Here is a 20,308-nt window from a genome sequence, read left to right as displayed (position 1 = left end):
GGCGCGTTACGCCGGCCAGTTCAAACGGAAGCTCAGGCGGCCTTCACCGAGCCCTTGGCGCGGACCTCGGAGATCATCGTGCGGACCACGCGCACGCGGACGTTGGGGGCGATCTCCACCTCGATCTCGGCCGCGTCATCGGCCGCCTTGGTCACGCGCCCGACGAGGCCGCCATTGGTCACGATCGTGTCGTCCCGGCGCACGGACTTGAGCAGAGTCTGGTGGTCCTTGACCCGCTTCTGCTGCGGCCGCAGGATCAGGAAGTACATGATCACGAAGATCAGGACGAACGGGATCACCTGAAAGGCGATCTCCGCTCCGCCAGCGGCCGTACCGGCCCCTTGCGCGAAGGCGGGGGTGATCAACGAGCGTCTCCTGCAAATGGCGATCGGGCCTGCCGCCGGTTTTCGGCGTGGGCAGACCTGTCGAAAAGCGCGCGGACTATAGCCAGGGGCTTCCCGAAAGCAACGTCGAAGCGACGGGCATCGGCTGCGGCCTCACAGCAGGGCGCGCACCGCAGCCGCGAAGGCGTCGGGTGCCTCCTGGGGAAAGTTGTGGCCGACCCCCGCGACGATCTCACGCCGGTACGGGCCGGTGAAGCGGCGGGCCTCCGTGTCGGTCGCGGACGGCGGCGCGACGCCGTCGTCGGCGCCGAGCAGCACGATCGACGGCACGGTGATCGCCGGCTGGGCGGCGAGCCGGGCCTCGATCTCGACCAGCGCCGGATCGCTCGGCACCAGTCCGAAGCGGTGGCGGTAGGAATGCACCACCACGTCCACGAAGTCGGGATTGTCGAAGGACGAAGCGGTTTGCGCGTAGGTGTCCGCATCGAAGGCCCAGGTCGGCGACCAGAGCTGCCAGAGCAAGCGGCAGAACGCGTGCCGGCCGCCCGCGAGGCCGGCGCGACCGCGCTCGCCGTGCAGGTAGTACTGATACCAGAGCCGGTGCTCCGCCTCCGGCGCAACGGGCCGCCCGGAGGCCGGGATGTTCTGGATGTTGTAGCCGACGCCGCAACTCACCAGGCCCTTGGCCCGGTCCGGCCAGAGCGCCGAGACCACGCAGGCCGCCCGTCCGCCCCAATCGTACCCGGCCAGCACGGCGCGCGCGATGCCGAGGGCGTCAAGGAAGGCCAGCAGGTCGCCCCCGAGCGCCGCCTGCTCGCCTGAGCGCGGGGTCGCCGGATCCAGGAACCGCGTCGGCCCGTAGCCGCGCAGATAGGGGACGAGGCAGCGAACCCCGGTGGCGGCGAGCCGCTCGGCCGCCGCGGTGCAGGCGCGGGCATCGTACGGGAAGCCGTGGAGCAGCACGGCGGGCGGTCCGTCCGGCGGACCGAATTCCAGATACGCAACGTCGAGGACGCCGGCCTGCACACGCTTCATGGATGATTCCCGCGATGCCGAGACAGGGATCCTAATCGCTCCTCGTGCAATTGCCGCACGCGCTTGCCGGCGCCGATCCGCGCCCGACCTTCCCGCGCGATCGACCAACGCGACGGAGGAGTTTGATGGGCCTGCTTGACGGTGCGAAGAATCTGATCGGCGACGTTGCTGCTGCAGCCGACCGGGTCCTGGAGCAGACCGGGAGCGGCAAGCTAGCCCTGACGATGGCCAAATTCTATCCCGGCGGTCTCACTGCCTTCCTCGACCGCTTGCGAGAGGCCGGTCACGGCGACGCCGTCGCGTCCTGGCTGGCCTCCGGGGCTGGGCCGGAGGCGCGGCAGCCGGTGCCGGCGGCCGCCATCGCACGATGCCTGCCAGAGGGGGTCGCGGAGCGTCTCGCCTATGACCTGAGTGTGCCGGAAGGCCGCGTGGCCGTCGTTCTGTCGGAATTCCTGCCGGCCGCCGTGGCGGAGCAGAGCGAGAACGGGCAGCTGAAACCGCAGCCGAATTTCAGCACGCAGGTGCGATCAGCACCCGACGCTGCTTAAGGGGTCGGGCATTTCATCAGCGGCGGCGCGGTCGCGCAGCTCAGGTAGCAGGTCTGTTTCGCAAACCAGAACCAGGATAGCTCACCGCTCTTGAGGCAGGCCCCACCACAATGCCGGTACGTGCCGAAGAGCGGTCGGACAAAGACCACGTCGGTGAGAGGACGCGCCTCCGCGTGCCGGGTCGTCTCGGGCGGCGCCGCCGGTGCCGCACCCGACCAGACCGAGACAAGGAGGGGCAGGACCAGCGATCGGATCGGGATTCTCATGACCGCACGACCGCCGGACGTGTTGCGGGCCGTCATTCCGGGCCACGGCCGAACCGCTGTCGACTAAATTGCGGTTCACGGAGTCCGGTCGCGCCGCAGGTCTCTCGCTCTTCGGGCGATGTGCTCTAGTATCGCCGCCGACGTTGCACGACGGGAGACCCGCATGAGCCTGCTCAATTCCCTCGGGGAGATCGCGCTCAAGGCGTTGCCCGGCGTCATCCAGCAGGTTCTTCCCGGCGGACTTAACGCGCTGGTCGATCAGCTCCGCCGCTCGGGCTACGAGAGCCAGGTCAATTCCTGGCTCGGCCGCGGACCGAATGAGCCGATCACGGCGGAGGATCTGCGCAAGGTCCTCGACAACGATCAGGTCCGCCAGATCGCGCAGAAGCTCGGCATCCCGATGGATCAGCTGTTCCCGACGCTGGCACAGGCGCTGCCGGAGGCGGTGGACCGCCACAGCCCAGACGGCACCCTGCAGGCGCCGAAGGCCTGAGCGCGCCTGTTCTCGCGGCCGGTCGGGCGGAGACGCTTCGGAGATCGCGGCGACGGGTCTGCCGCCATTCCCGGGGTGATCGCTCCGGCAGCACCGTCTTTGCGAGCGGAGCGAGACAATCCAGTCGGCGCGACGATGCCTGAAGTCGCACTTCCCTGGGTCACTTCGCTGGGCTCGTGACGACGAGGAATACACCGCCCGCGGGCTTCAGCCGGAAACTGTCTGGATCCGGCATCCCCCGCGCCCTGGATCGCCGACGCGCAGCAATTCCGGTCGAGCCTGTGCCGCAAACGCGAACGGCGGCCCCTCTCGGGACCGCCGCCGGACACAGGCAGCTCCGCGCCGCTCAGTTGCTGGCGAGCTGGGACATCGGATCCACGGGCGAGCCGCCCTTGCGGATCTCGAAGTGCAGCTGCGGCGAGGTCACGTTGCCGGAGGCGCCGGACTTCGCGATCGTCTGGCCGCGCTTGACCTTCTCGCCGGGCTTCACGTCGATCTCGCCGTTATGGGCGTAGGCCGAGACGTAGCCGTTGGCGTGACGCACCAGCACGAGCTTGCCGTAGCCCTTCACGTCCGAGCCGGCATACGCGACCGTCCCCTCCTCGGCCGCCTTGACCGGCGTGCCCTCTGGCACGGCGATGTTGATGCCCTCGTTGCCAGAACTGCCGTAGCCGGCGATCACCCGGCCCTTGGCGGGCCAGCGGAAGCTCTCCGACGGCGTCGCATCGGCCACGGAGCTGGTGGTGACGGGCTCGGACTTGGCCTGGGTCGGAGGCGTCACCGCCGCAACCGGCTTCGGAGCCTCCTTGGCGGCGACCTTCTCGGCCTTCTCCGCGGCGGCCGCCTTCTGCGCAGCCTCCTTGGCGGCCTTGGCTTCCGCGAGCTTCTGCGCAGCCTCGGCTTTCGCGGCGGCCTTCGCCTCGGCCTTAGCCTCAGTCGCCTTCGCCTCAGCCTTGGCCTTCGCCTCGGCCTTCGGATCCGCCTTCTTCTCGTCGGCCTTGGCGACCTGTCCGGGGCGCACGTGCCGCGGCTTCTCGTCGTCCTTCGACGCGCTGTCCTTGCGGGTCTTGGCTTCGGCGACCTTCCGGGCCGCGGCGTCGCGGGCGAGCGCCTCCTTGCGCTCCGCCTCCTTCTCAGCGGCGGCGCGCTTGGTCGCCTCTTTCGCGGCTTCCTTGGCAGCCTGCTTGGTCTCCTCGCGCTTGGCGTCCTCGCGCTTGGCGGCTTCCTTGGCCTCGTCGCGCTTCGCGGCGAGCTTGCTCTCGACCTGCTTGGCGTCCTCGCGCTTCTCCTCGGCCGCGCGGGCCGGGCGAGCGGTCATCGGGGCCGCGGCCGGGTTCATGCCGGAGGCGTTGTAGACCGGGATCACGAGCTGCCGACCCGGGGTGATCTGGCTGGCGCTGGTCAGGCCGTTGGCAGCCAGGATCGCCGAGGCGGGCACGCCGAAGCGGGTGGACATCTGGTTCAGGCTGTCGTTCTGCGACACGGTGATCTGCGTGCCGCCCTGAGCGCTCCAGCCGACCGGGCCGGTGGAGGCGACGCGGGTCGCGGGTGCGGCGGCGTGCGTCTGCGCCGGCGTGGCGGCCGCGACCGGGCGCGAGGCGCCGGGCGGGCTCAGGGCCTCCGACTGGATGCGGCCGGTGCGGATCGCGGGCACGGACTTGAGGCTGCCATCCGGCAGGCTCCCCGTAGCAGCAGGCTCCGACTCGAACGGGTTCGAGAAGGGGTTGCTCAGGCGCGACGCGTCCGAGGAACAGGCGGCAGCTGCACCGCCAATGATGCCGATGAGGGCGACCCGCGACAGCGTCCGCAACATCTGACCCGTACCGCGCACCCGCATCGACGCACCCGTTTGCCTGACGCAACCTGATGCGCCAATGAAGACGGATTCAGGTTAAGCAACCGTTCCAGTTCAGCATGTCTGCGACCGTGGCGCGAAGACTTCTTCGGCCTTTCGCGCAGCGCGCGGGATGATCCGAGGGGCCGCCTTCGTGCCTTTTCCGTCCCGGCCGGCACCCCACATCGAGGGGATGTTCACCATCCGCGCCGCCCGCGACAGCCTTGCCGATCTGCCCGCGATCGAGACCGCGCGCCTGTCGATCGCGGGACTCCGGACTGAGGATGCACAGGCCCTCCGTCGGCTAACGGACGATCCGGCGATCACCGCGGCGGTGGACTTCCTGCCGACCCCGTTCACCATCCAGGATGCCGAGGATCTGATTCGCAGCGGCTCCCGCGGCCAGGACCGCTTCCTCGGCGCCTGGACGCGGGAGACTGGCGGGACCGGGGCGCCGCAGGCGTCGGCAGGGCGCGACCTGGTCGGGGTGGTCGGAACGCATCTGCGCGGCGCCGGCGTGATCGAGATCGGCTACTGGATCGGCGGCGCAGCCCGCGGGCGCGGCTACGCCTTCGAAGCGGTCTCGGCGGTCATCACCTTCCTTGGCAAGCGCTTCCCGACACGCAGTGTCGTGGCGGAGTGCCGCCCGGCCAACGTCGCGTCCTGGGGCCTTCTGGAGAAGCTCGGCTTCCGCGATACCGGGGAGGAAGGCCACCGGCCGGGACGCCGCCTGCTCCGGCGATCCTGATCGCCGGAAGCGTCACGCAGGCCGCAGCACGCCCGCGCAGCGGCGGACGGTGCTGCTCTTGCCGGGGACCGACCGGCGCCAGAACATAAAAAGCCCTCGGCGGTGAGCCGAGGGCTAGTCCGGAACCGGCCCGTAGGCCGGCCGTCAGACCGGATCAGAAGGTGATGCCGGTCTCGACCATGTAGCGGTCCTGCGAGGTGCGGTTGCCGTCCCGGCCGAAGCCGGTGCCCAGCGTACCCTCCGCGAGGTTGCCGCGGGTGATGCCGCCGAGCTCGACGTGCGCGTACTCCACCCGGAAGAAGTAGCGATCGAACGTGAAGGTCGGCGTGACGGTGACTGAGAACGCGTTGCTGCCGGCCCCGAAGCCCAGCAGGTTCGTCCCGCCCGAACCCCGGACGCCCGTCTGCTCGGTGTACTCGATGCGGCCGGCCAGCGAGAAATTGTCGGTGAACGAGTAGGCCGCCAGCAGGGCGCCGCCATAGGTCGAGGCCGTGTTGCCGATCCCGACGCGCAGGTCGCGCTCGACATTGGTGAACTGGAAGTACGGCGAGATGATCCAGGGGCCGTTCGCGTAGGTGTAGTTGATGTTGAAGATGCCGCTGTTCTGCTGCGCGTTCGGCGTGGCGAACTGGTAGCGGGCGCTCCGGTCGAGGGCGTTGGTCCGGCCGACGTTCAGGCCGCCGTTGACGCCGATCGTGTTGTAGTCGTCGAGCTTGTAGGCGACGTTGCCGGTGAACCACGTGATCTCGTTGGAGAAGAACCCGTCGGTCCCGGCGAGGGAGACCGAGAGCGGGCCGCTGCTGTAATTGATCTGAACGCCCTGGTTGATGAAGTTCTCCTGCACGAACAGGAGGCCGCGGTTGATGTTCAGGTTCTGGTAGGTGAAGAGCAGCTCGGTGCCGATCAGGGTGAACATCCGTCCGCCCTGGATCGACCATTCATCGTTGATCTGGATCTTGCCGTAGGCGACCGGCACCGGGCCGAACAGCAGGTCCGTCTGCGTGAAGGTCCCGAGGGTCGGGAAGCCAAGCTGCGGGATCGAGTAGCCGCCGGCCTGGATGTAGAACTGGAACGCGCCCTCGGGCTTCTGGATGATGCCCTGGATGTTCGAGAAGTCGAATCGCGCGGACCGGTCGCGGTCGTTGGGGGCCGCCGGGGTCGAGAACGACGCGAACGGGTTGGTCTGCGTGTAGCCGTAGCCCGTGACGGCGCCGCCTACGTAAAGGTCGCCGAGCGGACCCGCGGCGAAGCAGGTCGGGTTCGGGTTGGCCTTGATCACGCCGCTATAGACCGGGCCGAGGAGCGTGGCCTTGCACGGTTCGGCGGGGGGCGGAACAGGCGTCGGAGCCGGGGCGGCCAGATCGGCCGCGAGGATGCTGGTCGAGGACAGCAGCACGGTGGCCAGGCCGGCCAGGGTGGATCGCTTCAGCATGGTGTCGCAGCTCGTTCGGGTTCGCTCACGGCCAAGCTGACATCGCGTTGCGTTTGACACAAAACTAAACATAGAGCATTTGCATATTTTTTGAGCAGATCGATATCCCGCACAACGATCGCTCAGGAAATGTGACTTTGCAGCCACATTTGCCCTGTCGGCCGCCTGCCTTGACTGCGATGAGCACCGAACAGCTTGGCGAGACCTGTCCAATGCTGTCGCGTCAGGCCGCCGCACCGATCGGGTCGCAACGAAATCCTCCGAACTCATGGCGGGCCAATCGCTCGGCAAGAGCTGGAAGGAAAGTCGCCGCTTCCTCGGCGAGGCGCCAGGGCGGGTTGACGACGATCAGGCCGCTGCCGGTCAGACGCGTCGGGTCGTCGGGCCGGTCGATCAGCAGGTCGAGGCGCAGCGCCGGGCGGGGTAGGGCAGCGTCGAGGTCCCGGACCATCCGTTCGAGGGCGGCGGCGTCCTTGATCGGGTACCAGGCCAGGAACAGGCCGGTCGGCCACTTCGCCACCGCCCGGACGAGGTGGGTCCCCAACCGCTCAATCTCGCCGGGGACCTCATAAGGCGGATCGATCAGCACGAGGCCGCGCCGCTCGGGCGGCGGAATCTGGGCGTTGACCGCGATCCAGCCGTCGAGGTTCAGCACCTTCGTGCGCGTGTCGCGCTCGTAGCGCGCCCCGAGGGTGACGGCATCCGCCGGATGCAGCTCGACGAACACGCCCTTGTCGCCGGGGCGGAGCGCCTCGCGGATGATCGCGGGCGATCCGGGATACGCGGTCGCCCCGTAGCGTGCCTGAACCGCCGCCACCGCCGCCCGGTAGGGCGCGAGCAGCGCCTCGACGTCCGACGCGAAGGGCGTATCCATCCGGCCCCAGCCGTCCCGCCACTCGCCGGTGCGCGACGCCTCGTCGGCCTCCAGGTCGTAGATGCCGAGGCCCGCGAAGGCGTCCAACGCCCGGAACGGCTTGTCCTTGAGGCGCAGGTGGTCGAGCACGCGCGCGAGCACGAGATGCTTGAGGACGTCGGCGTGATTGCCGGCGTGGAAGGCGTGCCGATAACTCATGGAGACGCGCTGAAGCCGATCCCGCGTCTCGGGTCCAGCGCCGCGCGCCGAAACCGCCGAAAATTCAGCGCGCGGCGTCGAGGGTGATCTCCGGCGCGCGGCAATTGGCGCGGGCGACCTCGGGGCAGGGGGTGAAGCCGCGCAGGTCCTTGCCGAAGCAGATCCGGACCTCCTGCAGCTGGCCGCGCGTGCAGGTGACCGCCATCATGTCGGGACGCAGGCCGCGATTGGCGGCCACGAATTGCCGGGCGATCTCGATGGGCGCTAGATTCTGCGTCGGGCCGCCGCCCTTGAGGCTCTCCGGGATCGTCACGGCGAGCCGGGCCTCCCGGGCCGCGTTGAAATAGGCGGCCGGGTCCAGCCCCGAGCAGGTGCCGTGCTTGCGCCACTCGTAGCGGGCGAGGCCTTCGCTCGGATAGACCTGCCCGGCCACCTCGATCGCCTGCCGGGTCGGCTGGCGCGCGACCGCCGAGCAATTCTCGGGATAGCCGCGCGCATATTGCGGCCACAGCCCGTGCAGGACGAAGCCGAGACCCCGCCCCGGCGCGCACTGGACATCGTCCCGGCGCTCGCCCGCCCCGGCGCAATAGGTCGGCGACCACGACAGGGCCAGCACGTAGAAGTCGAAATCGCCGTGCGAGCCCCGCCGGGCGAAGCCGCCGTAATCCTGCGCGGCGGCCGGGCCGGCGAGCAGCAGGCCGGCGAGGCAGGCGGCGAGGCCGCGCATGATCAGGGCCGCGCCATCCGGCAGGCCGTCGCGTAGGCGTAGGCCAAGTCGCGGTCGAGGCCGTGGACGCAGAATTCCACGCCCCAGGTCGCCCCGATGATGCCGAGGCTCTCGCGCACGGAATAGTCGACCTTCCGGCGCAAGCCGTCCGACGTGGTCACGGTCGCGGTGCAGAAGCGCCGGGGATAGGTGTCGAGCCCCCAGGGCCGCCAGGCGGTGCGCTCGATCCTGTCGAACGAGACGATCGTCATCGACGAGTTCCAGAACTTCGCCTCCTTCTCGGCGAAGTTGGTCGAGACCCGTTCCAGCACCGACGGGTCCTGGCAGCCGGGGATCTGCGCGTCGAACGGAAATTCCCGCTCCTCGGCGGGCTCGATATCCTCGCGCGCCGAGCGGGCGAGGGCCGGCTGAGCGAGGGAGAGGAGGGCCAGCCCAAGGGCGAGGCCGTTCAGGATCGGGCGCATGGCGCGAGTCTCGGCGGGTGTGCGGTCCAGCATCCCGGAACGATGGCCCCGCAGACCCGCCAGTCAAGCGTCAGCGGCCCAAGGGCCGCCGTTGGGCCGTCGTTTGGCGGAGGGTGCGGCGCGGCCGCTACACTGGGCCGCCTGATCCGATGCGAAGGCCGAACCAGCCCGCGCTCTGTCAGCTCAGGCGGCGGACCGCGTAGCGATAGCGGCGGCCGTGCGCGTCCAGAAGCTCGCTGTCAGGACCTTCCTGCCAGACGACCTCGTCATCGGGTCGCGCGGCGTTGGTCAGGGTCGCGCCGCGGACGATGTCGAGGCTGAGGCCGAACCCATAGTTGGTGGCGGTCGCGTCTGTGATCGCGGCCGTGATGTCGGCTTCGTCGGGCAGGCAGGCGAAGAGGACGCCGTCGGCAATTGCGAGGGTGTAGGTTTGCACGAATGGGCTCCAGCGAACGCGACGGGCATGGACCAGCATGCGAGCGCCCGAACCTAGGCATCACGACGGGGATGTGAACCCTTCGGATCGCGATGCTGCGTTGCAGCATTTCGTGAGCGCAAGCTCGGCGCAAGCCTGCCGAGCTGTTCGCGCAAGACCGGGAGGACAACAACGCCGACAACAGCCCGGATCAGGATTCGAGGCCCGGGAGGACGGCCGGCTTCTCAGGCGCGACCACGACGGTCGCCGGCACGGTGCCGTCGCCCGCCAACGCGTCCGTGATCGCCTCCGGTGCAATCGGCGTGTCGACCGCGTTGCCGTCACAGCCCGGCGGCCCCGGAATGATCCGGGCCGTCTCGCGACGCGGCCCGGTCTCGGCGTCGGCGGCGTGCTCGTCGGCGACGCCGGCCACGGCCTCAGGCGCGATCAGGCCGAGGGATGCCGCGTGCTCGGCCACCGCGACGCTGTCGGCCGCGAGAACCAGGCTCGAGCCCGCCCGGGCCACGGCTCCTGCGAGCCGGACGATCTCCTCGATCCGACCAGCGTTGCGCGACACGTTGCGGATATACACCGCCAGCACCCGCCCCGGATTCTCCTCGACGATCTGCGCGTAGACCTCCGGATCGTGCTGGCCGCTGTCGCCGATCAGCACGAAGGGCAGGTCGCGATAAAGGGCGAGCATGTGCCGGATCAGCGCCTGCTTGTGGTCGGTCGCCCGGCGCGGCAGCGGGTGCGTCCATGAGAGTCCCCATTCCCGCAGGAACAGCACCGGCCCCGCCGGGATGCCGTGGCGCTGGAAGAACTCGGACAGCATCTCGTAGAGGCCCCAGGGCGCGCGGGAGACGTAGAGCATGGGATTGCCCTCGTTGCCGCTGGCCCCGGTATGCAATGCGCGGTAGAGGGCGGCGACTCCGGGAAACGCCACGCGACTCTCGGCGTCCTCGACGAACAGCCGCCACAGCATCTTCAGCTTGTTGGCGACGCCGGTGCGCATGACCGTGTCGTCGATATCGCTCACGACGACGTACCGGCAGCCAGTGGGCGGAACGAACACTGCGCCCTGGGCCGGGATCGGCGGGTCCGCCTCGAGCACGAGATCGACCCCATGCCACTCACCTGCGCCGGTCGGGAGGCCGCGGGGATGCAGGTTCAGACGGAAGTAGCCGTCGCGGTCGGTCTCGACCCGGGCGGCATCACCGCCGAACCGAGCGGTGACGGCGGCACCCGCCACCTTCCGCCGGGCGATGCGGCGGCGCAGGTCCCGCCACTGGGCCCGCAGGGATTCGGGATCCTCGCCGGGTATGCCGGCCGATTGCCGGAAAACCCGGCCGATCAGGAAGATCTCGTCATGCGAGCCGTAGCCGCGGTAGGGCTCGACCACGAGCCCACCGCGGCCCTTGCCGCCATAGCCCTGCGCGCGCCGGACCGGCCGGATGAGAACCCGCAGCGCCTTGGTGGCGCCCCTGCGCACGCGTGAGGCCATCGCATCCGCGACCCTTACGGCCGCTCAGGCCTGCGGCAGTTCGGGGCTGAGCCCCAGTGCGTCGAGACCCTCTTCGAGCATATCGCCCGCGATCGGCGAGCCGAGCAGGGTCTTCACCGTGCCCTCTCCGGCAGCCTCGCGTTCCCGGGCAAAGCGCACCGCCTCACCCCATTCCTCAGGCTCCATGTCGCCGCGCCCGACATAGAACAGGGCCAGCAGCTCCGCGCGGGAATCGTCGTCGAGCCCAGCGATGAAGCTGCGAACCTCCGATTCCGTGGCATCGTCGGTGCCCGAGATCAGCACATCCGTGGCTCCGTCATCGATCGGGTTCGAGCCCGAATCCGGATCGGTGTTGCCTTCCTTCACCTCGATGGCGCGCAGCCTCATGACGATGTCGATGACGGTTTCGACGGCGATATCCATGCGCGGGTCTCCGAACGCTGACGGGGTCGGGCCGATCGGGCCCTCAAGCCGCGACAACGGACGAGCGGGGCAACGGGTTCGCCGCCTTCCCCATCGAAGGCGGGCTGCGTGGTCCGCGCCCCTTCCCGGCTCAACGACCTTCCGCTAGAGGCTGCGAAACTTCTTCGACACCCGTGTCAACATCGGCGATAGACGTGGATTCTTCAAAGAGTACCGAAGCGTCGCCTGCCGATACCGTCGAACCCGCATCACGCGACGCCCAGTCCCGGGGCGGCGCGCCGCGCGCGCTGCTGGCAGCCGGATCCGCACTCTGCGCCCTGACCGCGCTCGCGTCGGTCTCGCCGCAGCCCGCCGCTGCCCGCCCCACCACCTACGAGGCCAGCGCGCCGAGCTGCTTCATCACCGGCGGCGGCAACCTTGAGATCTGCCGCGAAGGCTCGGAGGCCGAGGGCGTCCTGATCTCGCCGGCCCCCTGCGCGTTCGCCCGCGGCGTCCAGATCCTGCGGCTCGGGCGGTCCGAGGCACCCGGCCCGCTGCAGGCGATCTTCCAGGGCCAGACCCCGATCGCGTCCCGCCGCCGCGACGAGCCCTGCCCGGAGCGGCGCGCCACCGACAGTCGCGACGGCGGCTCGCTGCGCACAGGTCGTAACCTGGAAGCCCTCGCGACGACGCTGCCGCCCTCCGCCGACCGGTTCTGGGTCGATCTGCCGGAGGAGCGGGCGCAGACCCGCGGCTGGTCCGAGCCGACGCCCTCGGCCGAGGCGATCGGCCCGCGCGATCCGATTGCCATCTCAGGCCGGGATTGGGCCGGGGAAGCCTACAGCTACGTCTTCCTGCTCGGGCAGGAGCGGGTGGGTGCCGCGGCTCCGGGAAACGACGCGCCGGAGGGGCGTCGGCGACGCGGCCGCCGGCAGGCCGAGCCGGACGACGGCGGCGCGGGCCCGGCCGATGTCCGGCGCCGCGTGCAGATCGAGGCCCGGACCCTCGACTTCCAGACCTTCGAGATCCGCACCCGCACCCCCGACGGGTACGGCCTGACCTGGACGCCGTTCGAGGCCGGCTCGGGCCGCGGACGGAGCGATCCGCCCACCCCGGCCGCGGTGATCGACGAGACCGGCAAGCCGGTAGCCTCGGCCTGCACGGCGCCGGCCTTCGAGACGCACGGCCTCGCCGGCTCGATCAGCATCGTCGATCGCACCTATCACTACATCTATACCGACGTGCTCCCTGAGGATTGCGGCCTCGCGCCCGAGAAGCGCCGCACCGCGCTCTACCTCCGCACGGCCCAGGACTTGGCGGGGCCAAAGGTCTGGTCCGCGGCACGGAAGCTCGCCGGTCCGCTGCCGCCCGGGACCCTCGTGCGAATGGCGCGCGGCAAGGGCATGCAGCGCTGGGCGATTGCCTATACCTGCCAGCGCCCGGCCAATGCCCCCGGCGGCCCGGTCGCCGATATCTGCCTGCAATACACGGTCGACATGAATCTCGACGGGATCGGTGCCCTCAAGCTGTACGCCGATCCCGTGGAGGCCGGTCGCTCGCCGGCCTATCTCGGGCTGCGCTCGGGCGGCGACGGCAGCGGTCGCTACGACCGGAGCGCGCATTTCTGGATGACGGATGCGGAGGGCAACCTCGACACGCCGTCGATTTACCCGGGCAAGGCCGGTTTCCTGACCTGGCTCGACCGGCTGGCGCCGACCGCCGCGGGCCGCGACACATCGAGCCTCTACGGCCGCCCGGTCTATTGGGCGACGTGGACGGTGCGCCGGATCGACGCGCAATAAGCCGCGGGACTCGCTATATGGGCGGCCGACCCGCCACGAACGGCGCCCCCTGACGGACCCGATGGAAACCCATATCGACCTGTGGTTCGCCGCGAGCATCGTGGTGATCTCGCTGCTGCTCTCGGCCTTCTTCGCGGGGGCCGAGACCGCCTTCACGGCCGCCTCGCGGGCGCGGATGCACGCCCTGGAACAGGCGGGCGATCCCCGGGCCGCGATCGTCAACCGCATCCTGGCGATCCGCGAGCGGTTCATCGGCGCGATGCTGATCGGCTACAACATCGTGGCGATCGGCGCCTCGGCCTTCACCACCAGCGTGCTCACCGCCCTGTTCGGCAAGAGCGGCGTGATCTACGCCACCGTCGGAATGTCGGTGCTGGTCATCGTCTTCGCCGAGGTGCTGCCGAAGACGCTGGCCATCTCCAAGCCCGACAAGGCGGCGCTGCTCACCGCCCGGCCGGTGGCCTTCGCGGTGGCTCTGATGGGCCCCCTCGCCATCGCGATCGAGCATCTGGTGCGCCTGATGCTGAAGCCCTTCGGCGTCACCATCGGCGAGCACCAGTCGATCCTAACGGCCGCCGAAGAACTGCGCGGGCAGGTGGCGCTGATGCACCGCGAGGGCGGGGTCGCCAAGGCCGAGCGCGACATGCTGGGCGGCCTGCTCGACCTGTCGGACCTGACGGTCTCCGACGTCATGGTCCACCGCACCAAGATGCGGGCGATCGACGCCGACCAGCCGTCCGAGGACATCGTGCGCGCGGTCCTGTCCTCGCCCTATACGCGGATGCCCCTTTGGCGCGGCACGCCGGAGAACATCGTCGGCGTGCTCCATGCCAAGGACCTGCTGCGGGCGCTCGACGCCGCCGGGGGCGACGCCTCGGGTCTCAAGGTCGAGGCGTTGGCGCTCGAAACGTGGTTCGTGCCGGGCACGACGTCGCTGCGCGCCCAGCTCAAGGCCTTCCTCACCAAGAAGACCCATTTCGCCCTGGTGGTCGACGAGTACGGCGAGGTGATGGGCCTCGTGACCCTGGAGGACATCCTAGAGGAGATCGTCGGCGACATCGCCGACGAGCACGACGTCACCGTCTCGGGCGTGCGTCCGCAAGGCGATGGCTCGGTGAACGTCGACGGCGGTGTGCCGATCCGCGACCTCAACCGCGCCATGGACTGGAACCTGCCCGACGAGGAGGCCACCACGATCGCGGGCCTCGTCATCCACGAGGCCCGCACGATCCCCGATCAGGGCACGGCCTTCAACTTCCACGGCTTCCGGTTCCAGGTGCTGCGGAAGGCCAAGAACCGGATCACGACCTTGCGCATCACGCCGCTGACCCCGGCGGGGCTCCAGGCGGCGGGCCAGCCTGAGGCGCAGCGCGACGCGATGTGATTGGGGCCATCTCTGCGGCCGGCTTCTAGATGCGCATTGCCACACCGGACGCCGTCATTCCGAGCCCGCGAAGCAGAGCCCGGAATCCAGAGCCGCCGACGGGCCTAGGTCCGCAGCGATGGTGTTTCTGGATTCCGGGTTCGCCTGCGGCGCCCCGGAATGACGGCGTTGGACCCCCAATCTCCGAGGCGCGGCAGATGCCTCTTACCCCGGCATCGCCTCCAGCCCCTCGGCGCGGATCCAGTCGCGGGTGCGGTCCAGCGCCCGACCCAGCCTGTCGAACAGCGCGTCGATCTCGTCCGGGGTGATGATCAGCGGCGGGCAGACGGCGACACGGTCGCCGGCGAGCGCCCGCACGATCAGCCCCTCGCCTTGCGCGAAAGCGACGCAGCGGGACGCGACGCCCGCCTTCGGGTCGTATTGCCGCTTGCTGGCCTTGTCGGCGACGATCTCCAGGCCGCCGATCAGCCCGATGCCGTTGGCCTCGCCCACGATGGCATGCTCGGCGAGGGACGACAGGCGGCGCTGAAACTGCGGCGCCTTCTCGGCGGCGCCCTCGATTACCCGGTCGCGCCGGTATATCTCGATTGCCTTCAGCGCCACCGCGGCCGCAACCGGATGGCCCGAATAGGTCGTGCCGTGGCCGAACGTGCCGATCTTCTCGCTCTGTGCGATGAGCGCCTCGTAGAGCGGCTCGTCGATGCTCACACCGCCGAGCGGCATGTAGGCGGAGGTGAGCGCCTTGGCGAAGGAGATCGAGTCCGGCCGGAGGCCCAGAGCCTCGCTGCCGAACCACGTGCCGAGCCGGCCGAAGCCGCAGATCACCTCGTCGGCGATCAGGCGGACGTCGTATTTCGCGAGCACCGCCTGGATGTCGGCGAAGTAGCCCCGCGGCGGCACGATCGCTCCGCCCGCGCCCATCACCGGCTCGGCGATGAACGCCGCCACGGTCTCGGGCCCCTCGCGCAGGATCGTCTCCTCCAGCTCGGCGGCGAGTCGAGCCGAATAGGCCTCCTCGCTCTCACCAGGTCCGGCGCCCCGATAATGGTGCGCGGGCGCGACGTGCAGGAAACCCGGCAGCGGCAGGTCCCAGTCGGCGTGGTTCGCCGCGAGCCCAGTCATCGAGGCGCTCGCCACCGTGACCCCATGGTAGCCCTTCTGTCGGGCGATGATCTTCTTCTTCTTCGGCCGGCCCAGTGCGTTGTTGTAGTACCACGTGAGCTTGACCTGCGTATCGTTCGCCTCCGAACCCGAGGAGGTGAAGAAGATCTTCGAGGTCGGGACCGGCATCAGCTCCTTGAGGGTTTCGGCGAGTTCGATCCCCGGATCATGGCTGCGGCCCGAGAAGAGATGCGTGAACGGCAGCCGCGCCATCTGCGCCCGGGCCGCCTCGACGAGCTCCGCGTTCGAGTAGCCGAGCGCCGTGCACCACAGGCCGGACATGCCCTCGATGTAGGGGCGGCCCTCCGTGTCGTAGACGTAAACGCCTTCGCCACGCTCCAGCACCAGCGGGCCGGTGTGCCGATGGGTGGACAGGTTCGTGTAGGGGTGGAGCAGGGTTTCGACGTCGCGGGTTGCGAGGTTCGACAACATGGATCGCACGGTCCTCTTGCGGAGGGGAGAGCGGCCGCCACACTACCGACCCGATGCCCGTGCAGGTAGTCCGGCATGCGGCCGGCCGTTGCCGGACGCATGCCGGAAGCGACTGCCTCTCGCGACGCACGAACCATGCTCAATCCCGAAGCTTTCGTCGCGCAGCCCGCGCCCGGGCGCACCTGCGGCGCCTGCACGCTCTGCTGCAAGGTCTACGACGTCCCGGCGGTCGAGAGCATTGCGGGGCAATGGTGCCGTCACACCAAGGCCGGCCAGGGCTGCGCGATCCACGCCACCCGGCCCGACCATTGCCGGGCGTTCCACTGCCTGTGGATGACGGAGGGCTGGCTCGGGCCGGAATGGAAGCCGGACCGCGCCAAGATGGTGCTGAGCCTCGATCCCGTGACCCGCAACATGAACGTGCAGGTCGATCCCGGGCAGGCCAACGCCTGGCGCCGCGAACCCTATTACGGCCAGCTCAAGCGCTGGGCCGTGGCCTCGGTGCCGCTGCGGCGGCACGTGCTGGTGCACATCAACAAGAGCACCACCGTCATCCTGCCGGACCGGGACGTCATCCTCGGCGTAGTGGGTGCCGACGAACGCATCGTATCCCACGACAGGATGACTCCGCAGGGACCGAGCTTCGACGTGCAGAAGGTTCCTGCCTGAAGGCGACGGGCGTTCGGACTTGCGTTCCCACGCCGCCCCGTCGCAACGCGCCGATGCCCACGATCCAGACCCGGCGAGCCGGCGGATTGCGGCGATCAGCGACGAAGCCCCTCAGCTCGGTTGAGCGCCGCGGACCGGCTCCCTGCGCAAGGCCGGGGATTCGATCACGAGGAACGTCATTTGGAACAGGATCAGGCCGGCGCCATCGGTCACCTCGATGCGCCAATCTTCACCTAGGGCGATGCGGTGAGCGTCGTGCTTCAGGATGTCGCCGGCGAGACGGATGGCCTCCAGCCGGGCGGCTTGCCAGTCCGCGAACTCGGCGCCCTCGACATTCAGCGCGGAATAGCCGTCATGGACGTGGAAGTGAAAGCGCGGCATCCACGCACCCCAGTCAAGTCTAGTCAGGGGGATGCGGCCAACCCTCACTCGCGGCTGGGCCGATAAGTGTCGCCGCGACTGTCGAGCTTGTATGCCGGATGTGCCGTATTGGCTATAATCCACATTAGAATATGAGGCATCGCTCGGCTTACACAGCCAAGGGCGCTGCTTCGGACCTGCGGGTGCACTGGGGCGGACCGGGCCATGAACCTTGCATGCGCGGTCCCTTTGGCCAAGGGATCGGGCATGACAACACTCCACGACCTCACCGTCGCCGCCGCCGATGGCACACCCTATCCGCTCGCGCAGCACCGCGGCCAAGTGCTGCTCATCGTGAACACCGCCTCACGCTGCGGCTTCACTCCGCAATATGAGGGGCTCGAGGCTCTCTGGCGCCGCCACAGGGAGGCCGGCCTGACGGTCCTGGGCTTTCCGTGCAACCAGTTCGGCGCCCAGGAACCGGGCAACGCCGCCGAGATCGAGCGCTTCTGCTCGCTCACCTACGACGTCACCTTCCCGGTGCTCGCCAAAGTTGCCGTCAACGGGCCCGGAGCCGACCCGCTCTACGCCCATCTCACAAGGGCGCGTCCCGGCCTGTTTGGCACGCGCGCGGTGAAGTGGAACTTCACCAAGTTCCTGGTCGGCCGGGATGGCCGGGTGCTGGCCCGTTTCGCACCGGGAACCAAGCCGGCCGCCCTGGAGGCGCGGATCGAAGCCGCCCTCGCGGCGTCTCGATAGGACGCCTGTGCCCGTCAGCAATCCTCGATCTCGGCGACCTCCGGAGCCCGGGCGATCGTGCGGCCGTTCCTGCGCTCACGCAGGCGGAGGATGGTCCGCAGAGGCACCGTCCGGTAGGGACGCACGGCCTCGCGCAGGATTCCGGTGAGGAACCGGACCTCCGCGATCTTGCGCAAGGTCAGGTCCGAGGCGCCCCCCGTCCGCGCCCGGCCTTCGAGGTCCATGAGCGCGTCGAACAGCGCATGGCGGGCACGCTCGTCGCCACACGTCCGCAGAGGCGCAATAAGCGCCGCCAGCTCACCTTCGAATCTGCATTTAACGGACTGATCTCTGCGCATGGGCGACCTGAACACAACAGATTCAGACCCTAATTCAGTCTTCGTGCAGAGTCAGCCGGCAGCGGAGGCCGCCCACCGCGAGTTCGGGATTGTTGCGCAATTGCATCTTCGCAATCGGCCCAGGCCTTGTGACCTCGTCAGCAGCGGGCACCGACGAAGTCGGCCGCAGCCTCGAATTCCGAGCGGCGGGCCTCCAGACGCGCCTCGGCCTCGGCATCCCGGCCCCAGACCTCCGCCTGATAGGTCTCGTCGACATGGGCGGCCGCCCAGGCCTCCGCCGGGGTCAGATGACCGCGCAGAACGGCCAGCGCGATCAGCAGGGATCCGCTGAGGGTTGTCAGGGTGTGCAGGCCCGCGAGCTGGAACGGATCGGTCACGGCCGCCACGGCGTCGGAGAGCGCCCGCACGGTGGCGGGCGGCTGCTCCACGTGCCGGATGCCCTCGCTCAGGATCACCTGCACGCCGAGTTCGTCGCGGGCCCAGGCGAGGATCGGGTCCCAGGCCGCCCCCTGCGCGGCCACGAGCCGCTCCGGATCCCCGGCGCGATAGGCCACGAGGTCGGTGCCCGCATAGGCGCAGAGATCGTCGACCACGGCCGCGTGCCGGGGTGCGACGCCGTCGATGGCCGTGTTCGCGAGCCGCGTGAGCGGCATCCGCGCCGGATCGATCTGCGTGTCCTGCGCCGCCCATTCGGCCGCGACCTTTTCGGCCAGCGCCCGATTGGGCAGGCGCAGCGGATTGCGGGCCGGCGTGTTCGCCGGACGCCCGTCCAGGGTCAGGCGCAACCCGCCCGCCTCCTCGGAGAAGCCGGTCTCGGTGTAGAAGCGCCGGGGCAGGGCGGGCTTGGCATGGCCGCGGGCTGCCCGCACCGGATCCGGTCGCTCATTCTCGCCCGGTCCGCCGAGCCAGTCCGTCGTCTCATCGCTCATGGACACGAGATAGGCGTTCCCGGCCTCGCGCGCGAGCCTTCGCGTGTGCTCGCGAGCCCTGCAGTCTCAGCGGATCGTATCCGCACCGTCGAGGAGTTGCGCCTCCAGCGCGCCAGCACTCGGCACCACCGTGACGGCGCCGGCTCCATAGAGCGCTTCGGGCGGGTGATAGCCCCAGGCCACCCCCACGGCGGCGGCGCCGGCCGCCACACCCATGGCGATGTCGAAAGTGGTGTCGCCGACCATTACGGTTGCCGCCGGCTCGCAGCCGGCCTCGCTCATGGCCTGCCGCAGCATGGCCGGATCGGGCTTGGACGGCGCATCGTCGGCGCTCTGCGTCGTCACGAACCAGTCGTCCCAGCCATGATGCGCGATCAGCCGTTCGACGCCGCGCCGCGACTTGCCGGTGGCGAGGCCGAGGAGCACGTCGTCGCGGGCTTTCAGCGTGGCGAGCAGCTCGGCCATCCCGGGAAACAGCGGTTCCTCGTAGGCGGGGTCGATCCGCAGCCGGTTGTAGGCCTGCTTGTAGCTCTCCGAAAGCGCGGCGACCGGTCCGTCCTCGCCGACGAGGCGCCGGAACGCCTGCGGCAACGAGAGGCCGACCACCGACAGAGCCTCCTGCCGGCCGGGGGCCGGCAGGCCGTTCTCCGCAAAGGCAAGGCCCTGGGCCGCCACGATCAGGTGCTGGCTGTCGACGAGGGTGCCGTCGACGTCGAAGACCACGAGCCTCATCGGCCGCCGGGGATTCGCGGTCGCCCAGAGGCCGCGCGCGGATCACCCGCGCTCACGGCTTGCGGGCCGGCTGCACCGGCTGGCCGGCCGGGGCGGGCTGCACCGCCTGAGCGCGCGTGCGCTCGTAGCCGAGCCGGCACCGGATCAGGAATCGCCGACGCTTGCCGCCGCGCAGGCCGCGCTGGTGCGAGGCGCGGTTGCAAGCCGCGTAGGAGCGACGCCGACGCTCGGCCCGGCCGGCGGAGGCCGAGCGCGGGCTGGCCTGCGCCGGTACCGCGGCCTCTCCGGAACCCGTGGCCGGATGCGGGGCCGCCGCATCGGCCGGGCGAGGGGCGGTCGCCGGGAGGGCGGGTCTGGCCTGCTCGCCCGGCGCGGCGTGCGCGATCGGCCCGGTGAGGCACAGGGCGGCGAGGCAGGCCAGCATCGCGAGCTTCATGCGTCAGGGTCTCGAACCGCGG

At 69.8% G+C, this 20,308-nt stretch carries 23 protein-coding genes; 7 read left to right on the top strand and 16 right to left on the bottom strand.

Features of this window, described 5'->3' with window-relative positions; translation table 11 throughout:
- Window positions 1–32: 32 nt before the first annotated feature.
- Together yajC and AC3WSN_RS12000 are read right to left on the bottom strand one after the other, a co-directional pair.
- Entirely contained in the window at window positions 33–365 is a 333-nt protein-coding gene (gene yajC, locus AC3WSN_RS12005) for a preprotein translocase subunit YajC (protein ID WP_192708905.1), read from the bottom strand.
- A gap of 132 nt (window positions 366–497) precedes the next feature.
- Window positions 498–1,379 carry an alpha/beta fold hydrolase gene (locus AC3WSN_RS12000; RefSeq protein ID WP_492538202.1) on the bottom strand — a complete coding sequence of 294 codons (882 nt, stop codon included), beginning with the start codon at window positions 1,377–1,379 and terminating at the stop codon, window positions 498–500.
- Between the two features lie 125 nt (window positions 1,380–1,504).
- Here AC3WSN_RS12000 and AC3WSN_RS11995 point away from each other — a divergent pair, with 125 nt between their 5' ends.
- Both AC3WSN_RS11995 and AC3WSN_RS11990 read left to right on the top strand, forming a co-directional pair.
- Window positions 1,505–1,927 carry a YidB family protein gene (locus tag AC3WSN_RS11995; protein WP_492538200.1) on the top strand — a complete coding sequence of 141 codons (423 nt, stop codon included), beginning with the start codon at window positions 1,505–1,507 and terminating at the stop codon, window positions 1,925–1,927.
- 429 nt (window positions 1,928–2,356) lie between these two features.
- Window positions 2,357–2,686 carry a YidB family protein gene (locus tag AC3WSN_RS11990; RefSeq protein WP_492538198.1) on the top strand — a complete coding sequence of 110 codons (330 nt, stop codon included), beginning with the start codon at window positions 2,357–2,359 and terminating at the stop codon, window positions 2,684–2,686.
- Window positions 2,687–3,032: 346 nt separating this feature from the next.
- Here AC3WSN_RS11990 and AC3WSN_RS11985 read toward each other — a convergent pair whose 3' ends face one another.
- Window positions 3,033–4,523, bottom strand: coding sequence for a peptidoglycan DD-metalloendopeptidase family protein (locus AC3WSN_RS11985; protein WP_492538196.1), 1,491 nt, complete (start codon window positions 4,521–4,523; stop codon window positions 3,033–3,035).
- A 190-nt stretch (window positions 4,524–4,713) separates the two neighbouring features.
- Between AC3WSN_RS11985 and AC3WSN_RS11980 the strand changes: the two genes are divergently transcribed.
- Window positions 4,714–5,268 carry a GNAT family N-acetyltransferase gene (locus tag AC3WSN_RS11980; RefSeq protein ID WP_492543084.1) on the top strand — a complete coding sequence of 185 codons (555 nt, stop codon included), beginning with the start codon at window positions 4,714–4,716 and terminating at the stop codon, window positions 5,266–5,268.
- Between the two features lie 154 nt (window positions 5,269–5,422).
- Here the strand turns inward: AC3WSN_RS11980 and AC3WSN_RS11975 are convergent, their stop codons facing one another.
- The 7 genes from AC3WSN_RS11975 to AC3WSN_RS11945 form a co-directional block, all read right to left on the bottom strand.
- Entirely contained in the window at window positions 5,423–6,700 is a 1,278-nt protein-coding gene (locus AC3WSN_RS11975; protein ID WP_492538194.1) for a porin, read from the bottom strand.
- 223 nt (window positions 6,701–6,923) lie between these two features.
- Window positions 6,924–7,772: a 23S rRNA (adenine(2030)-N(6))-methyltransferase RlmJ gene (locus AC3WSN_RS11970; protein ID WP_492538192.1), complete on the bottom strand. Its 849-nt coding sequence runs from the start codon at window positions 7,770–7,772 to the stop codon at window positions 6,924–6,926.
- 64 nt (window positions 7,773–7,836) lie between these two features.
- Window positions 7,837–8,499 (bottom strand): ribonuclease T2 family protein, encoded by a 663-nt coding sequence (locus AC3WSN_RS11965; protein WP_492538190.1) that lies wholly within the window; start codon window positions 8,497–8,499, stop codon window positions 7,837–7,839.
- A 2-nt stretch (window positions 8,500–8,501) separates the two neighbouring features.
- Window positions 8,502–8,963 (bottom strand): hypothetical protein, encoded by a 462-nt coding sequence (locus AC3WSN_RS11960; RefSeq protein WP_238195525.1) that lies wholly within the window; start codon window positions 8,961–8,963, stop codon window positions 8,502–8,504.
- Window positions 8,964–9,141: 178 nt separating this feature from the next.
- Window positions 9,142–9,399: a hypothetical protein gene (locus AC3WSN_RS11955; protein WP_192708896.1), complete on the bottom strand. Its 258-nt coding sequence runs from the start codon at window positions 9,397–9,399 to the stop codon at window positions 9,142–9,144.
- 190 nt (window positions 9,400–9,589) lie between these two features.
- Window positions 9,590–10,882: an App1 family protein phosphatidate phosphatase gene (locus AC3WSN_RS11950; protein ID WP_492538187.1), complete on the bottom strand. Its 1,293-nt coding sequence runs from the start codon at window positions 10,880–10,882 to the stop codon at window positions 9,590–9,592.
- Between the two features lie 24 nt (window positions 10,883–10,906).
- Complete coding sequence (locus AC3WSN_RS11945; RefSeq protein ID WP_192708894.1) at window positions 10,907–11,305, bottom strand: DUF3775 domain-containing protein; 399 nt, start codon at window positions 11,303–11,305, stop codon at window positions 10,907–10,909.
- Between the two features lie 194 nt (window positions 11,306–11,499).
- Between AC3WSN_RS11945 and AC3WSN_RS11940 the strand changes: the two genes are divergently transcribed.
- Together AC3WSN_RS11940 and AC3WSN_RS11935 are read left to right on the top strand one after the other, a co-directional pair.
- Window positions 11,500–13,086 (top strand): hypothetical protein, encoded by a 1,587-nt coding sequence (locus tag AC3WSN_RS11940; RefSeq protein ID WP_492538185.1) that lies wholly within the window; start codon window positions 11,500–11,502, stop codon window positions 13,084–13,086.
- 61 nt (window positions 13,087–13,147) lie between these two features.
- Complete coding sequence (locus AC3WSN_RS11935; RefSeq protein ID WP_192708893.1) at window positions 13,148–14,470, top strand: HlyC/CorC family transporter; 1,323 nt, start codon at window positions 13,148–13,150, stop codon at window positions 14,468–14,470.
- Window positions 14,471–14,674: 204 nt separating this feature from the next.
- On the opposite strand, the gene AC3WSN_RS11930 is transcribed toward AC3WSN_RS11935, so the two are convergent.
- Window positions 14,675–16,063: an aminotransferase gene (locus AC3WSN_RS11930; RefSeq protein ID WP_492538183.1), complete on the bottom strand. Its 1,389-nt coding sequence runs from the start codon at window positions 16,061–16,063 to the stop codon at window positions 14,675–14,677.
- Window positions 16,064–16,198: 135 nt separating this feature from the next.
- On the opposite strand from AC3WSN_RS11930, the gene AC3WSN_RS11925 reads away from it, so the two are divergent.
- The gene (locus tag AC3WSN_RS11925) at window positions 16,199–16,732 is read left to right on the top strand and encodes a hypothetical protein (RefSeq protein WP_492538182.1); all 534 of its coding nucleotides are present in this window, start codon (window positions 16,199–16,201) and stop codon (window positions 16,730–16,732) included.
- Between the two features lie 111 nt (window positions 16,733–16,843).
- On the opposite strand, the gene AC3WSN_RS11920 is transcribed toward AC3WSN_RS11925, so the two are convergent.
- Window positions 16,844–17,113 (bottom strand): DUF6894 family protein, encoded by a 270-nt coding sequence (locus AC3WSN_RS11920; protein WP_492538180.1) that lies wholly within the window; start codon window positions 17,111–17,113, stop codon window positions 16,844–16,846.
- Window positions 17,114–17,359: 246 nt separating this feature from the next.
- On the opposite strand from AC3WSN_RS11920, the gene AC3WSN_RS11915 reads away from it, so the two are divergent.
- Window positions 17,360–17,851, top strand: coding sequence for a glutathione peroxidase (locus AC3WSN_RS11915; RefSeq protein WP_492538178.1), 492 nt, complete (start codon window positions 17,360–17,362; stop codon window positions 17,849–17,851).
- 14 nt (window positions 17,852–17,865) lie between these two features.
- Here AC3WSN_RS11915 and AC3WSN_RS11910 read toward each other — a convergent pair whose 3' ends face one another.
- From AC3WSN_RS11910 to AC3WSN_RS11895, 4 genes are all read right to left on the bottom strand, one after another.
- Complete coding sequence (locus AC3WSN_RS11910) at window positions 17,866–18,075, bottom strand: hypothetical protein (protein WP_492538176.1); 210 nt, start codon at window positions 18,073–18,075, stop codon at window positions 17,866–17,868.
- A 251-nt stretch (window positions 18,076–18,326) separates the two neighbouring features.
- Window positions 18,327–19,118: an ATP12 family chaperone protein gene (locus tag AC3WSN_RS11905; protein ID WP_492543082.1), complete on the bottom strand. Its 792-nt coding sequence runs from the start codon at window positions 19,116–19,118 to the stop codon at window positions 18,327–18,329.
- Between the two features lie 66 nt (window positions 19,119–19,184).
- Window positions 19,185–19,850, bottom strand: a complete 666-nt coding sequence (locus AC3WSN_RS11900) for an HAD-IA family hydrolase (protein WP_492538174.1) — start codon at window positions 19,848–19,850, stop codon at window positions 19,185–19,187.
- Between the two features lie 52 nt (window positions 19,851–19,902).
- Window positions 19,903–20,286: a hypothetical protein gene (locus AC3WSN_RS11895; RefSeq protein ID WP_492538172.1), complete on the bottom strand. Its 384-nt coding sequence runs from the start codon at window positions 20,284–20,286 to the stop codon at window positions 19,903–19,905.
- Between the last annotated feature and the right edge of the window lie 22 nt (window positions 20,287–20,308).

This window comes from Methylobacterium sp. FW102-HT35C08 (assembly GCF_058790235.1).
The sequence above is the reverse complement of the archived record's forward strand: the minus strand, read 5'-3'. Positions and strand labels throughout refer to the sequence as shown.

Coding starts and splice junctions, on each gene's coding strand:
- AC3WSN_RS12000 (WP_492538202.1), bottom strand. CDS start 1,379: ATGAAGCGTGTGCAGGCCGGCGTCCTCGACGTTGCGTATCTGGAATTC.
- AC3WSN_RS11995 (WP_492538200.1), top strand. CDS start 1,505: ATGGGCCTGCTTGACGGTGCGAAGAATCTGATCGGCGACGTTGCTGCT.
- AC3WSN_RS11990 (WP_492538198.1), top strand. CDS start 2,357: ATGAGCCTGCTCAATTCCCTCGGGGAGATCGCGCTCAAGGCGTTGCCC.
- AC3WSN_RS11985 (WP_492538196.1), bottom strand. CDS start 4,523: ATGCGGGTGCGCGGTACGGGTCAGATGTTGCGGACGCTGTCGCGGGTC.
- AC3WSN_RS11980 (WP_492543084.1), top strand. CDS start 4,714: ATGTTCACCATCCGCGCCGCCCGCGACAGCCTTGCCGATCTGCCCGCG.
- AC3WSN_RS11975 (WP_492538194.1), bottom strand. CDS start 6,700: ATGCTGAAGCGATCCACCCTGGCCGGCCTGGCCACCGTGCTGCTGTCC.
- AC3WSN_RS11970 (WP_492538192.1), bottom strand. CDS start 7,772: ATGAGTTATCGGCACGCCTTCCACGCCGGCAATCACGCCGACGTCCTC.
- AC3WSN_RS11965 (WP_492538190.1), bottom strand. CDS start 8,499: ATGCGCGGCCTCGCCGCCTGCCTCGCCGGCCTGCTGCTCGCCGGCCCG.
- AC3WSN_RS11960 (WP_238195525.1), bottom strand. CDS start 8,963: ATGCGCCCGATCCTGAACGGCCTCGCCCTTGGGCTGGCCCTCCTCTCC.
- AC3WSN_RS11950 (WP_492538187.1), bottom strand. CDS start 10,882: ATGGCCTCACGCGTGCGCAGGGGCGCCACCAAGGCGCTGCGGGTTCTC.
- AC3WSN_RS11945 (WP_192708894.1), bottom strand. CDS start 11,305: ATGGATATCGCCGTCGAAACCGTCATCGACATCGTCATGAGGCTGCGC.
- AC3WSN_RS11935 (WP_192708893.1), top strand. CDS start 13,148: ATGGAAACCCATATCGACCTGTGGTTCGCCGCGAGCATCGTGGTGATC.
- AC3WSN_RS11930 (WP_492538183.1), bottom strand. CDS start 16,063: ATGTTGTCGAACCTCGCAACCCGCGACGTCGAAACCCTGCTCCACCCC.
- AC3WSN_RS11925 (WP_492538182.1), top strand. CDS start 16,199: ATGCTCAATCCCGAAGCTTTCGTCGCGCAGCCCGCGCCCGGGCGCACC.
- AC3WSN_RS11920 (WP_492538180.1), bottom strand. CDS start 17,113: ATGCCGCGCTTTCACTTCCACGTCCATGACGGCTATTCCGCGCTGAAT.
- AC3WSN_RS11915 (WP_492538178.1), top strand. CDS start 17,360: ATGACAACACTCCACGACCTCACCGTCGCCGCCGCCGATGGCACACCC.
- AC3WSN_RS11910 (WP_492538176.1), bottom strand. CDS start 18,075: ATGGACCTCGAAGGCCGGGCGCGGACGGGGGGCGCCTCGGACCTGACC.
- AC3WSN_RS11905 (WP_492543082.1), bottom strand. CDS start 19,118: ATGAGCGATGAGACGACGGACTGGCTCGGCGGACCGGGCGAGAATGAG.
- AC3WSN_RS11900 (WP_492538174.1), bottom strand. CDS start 19,850: ATGAGGCTCGTGGTCTTCGACGTCGACGGCACCCTCGTCGACAGCCAG.
- AC3WSN_RS11895 (WP_492538172.1), bottom strand. CDS start 20,286: ATGAAGCTCGCGATGCTGGCCTGCCTCGCCGCCCTGTGCCTCACCGGG.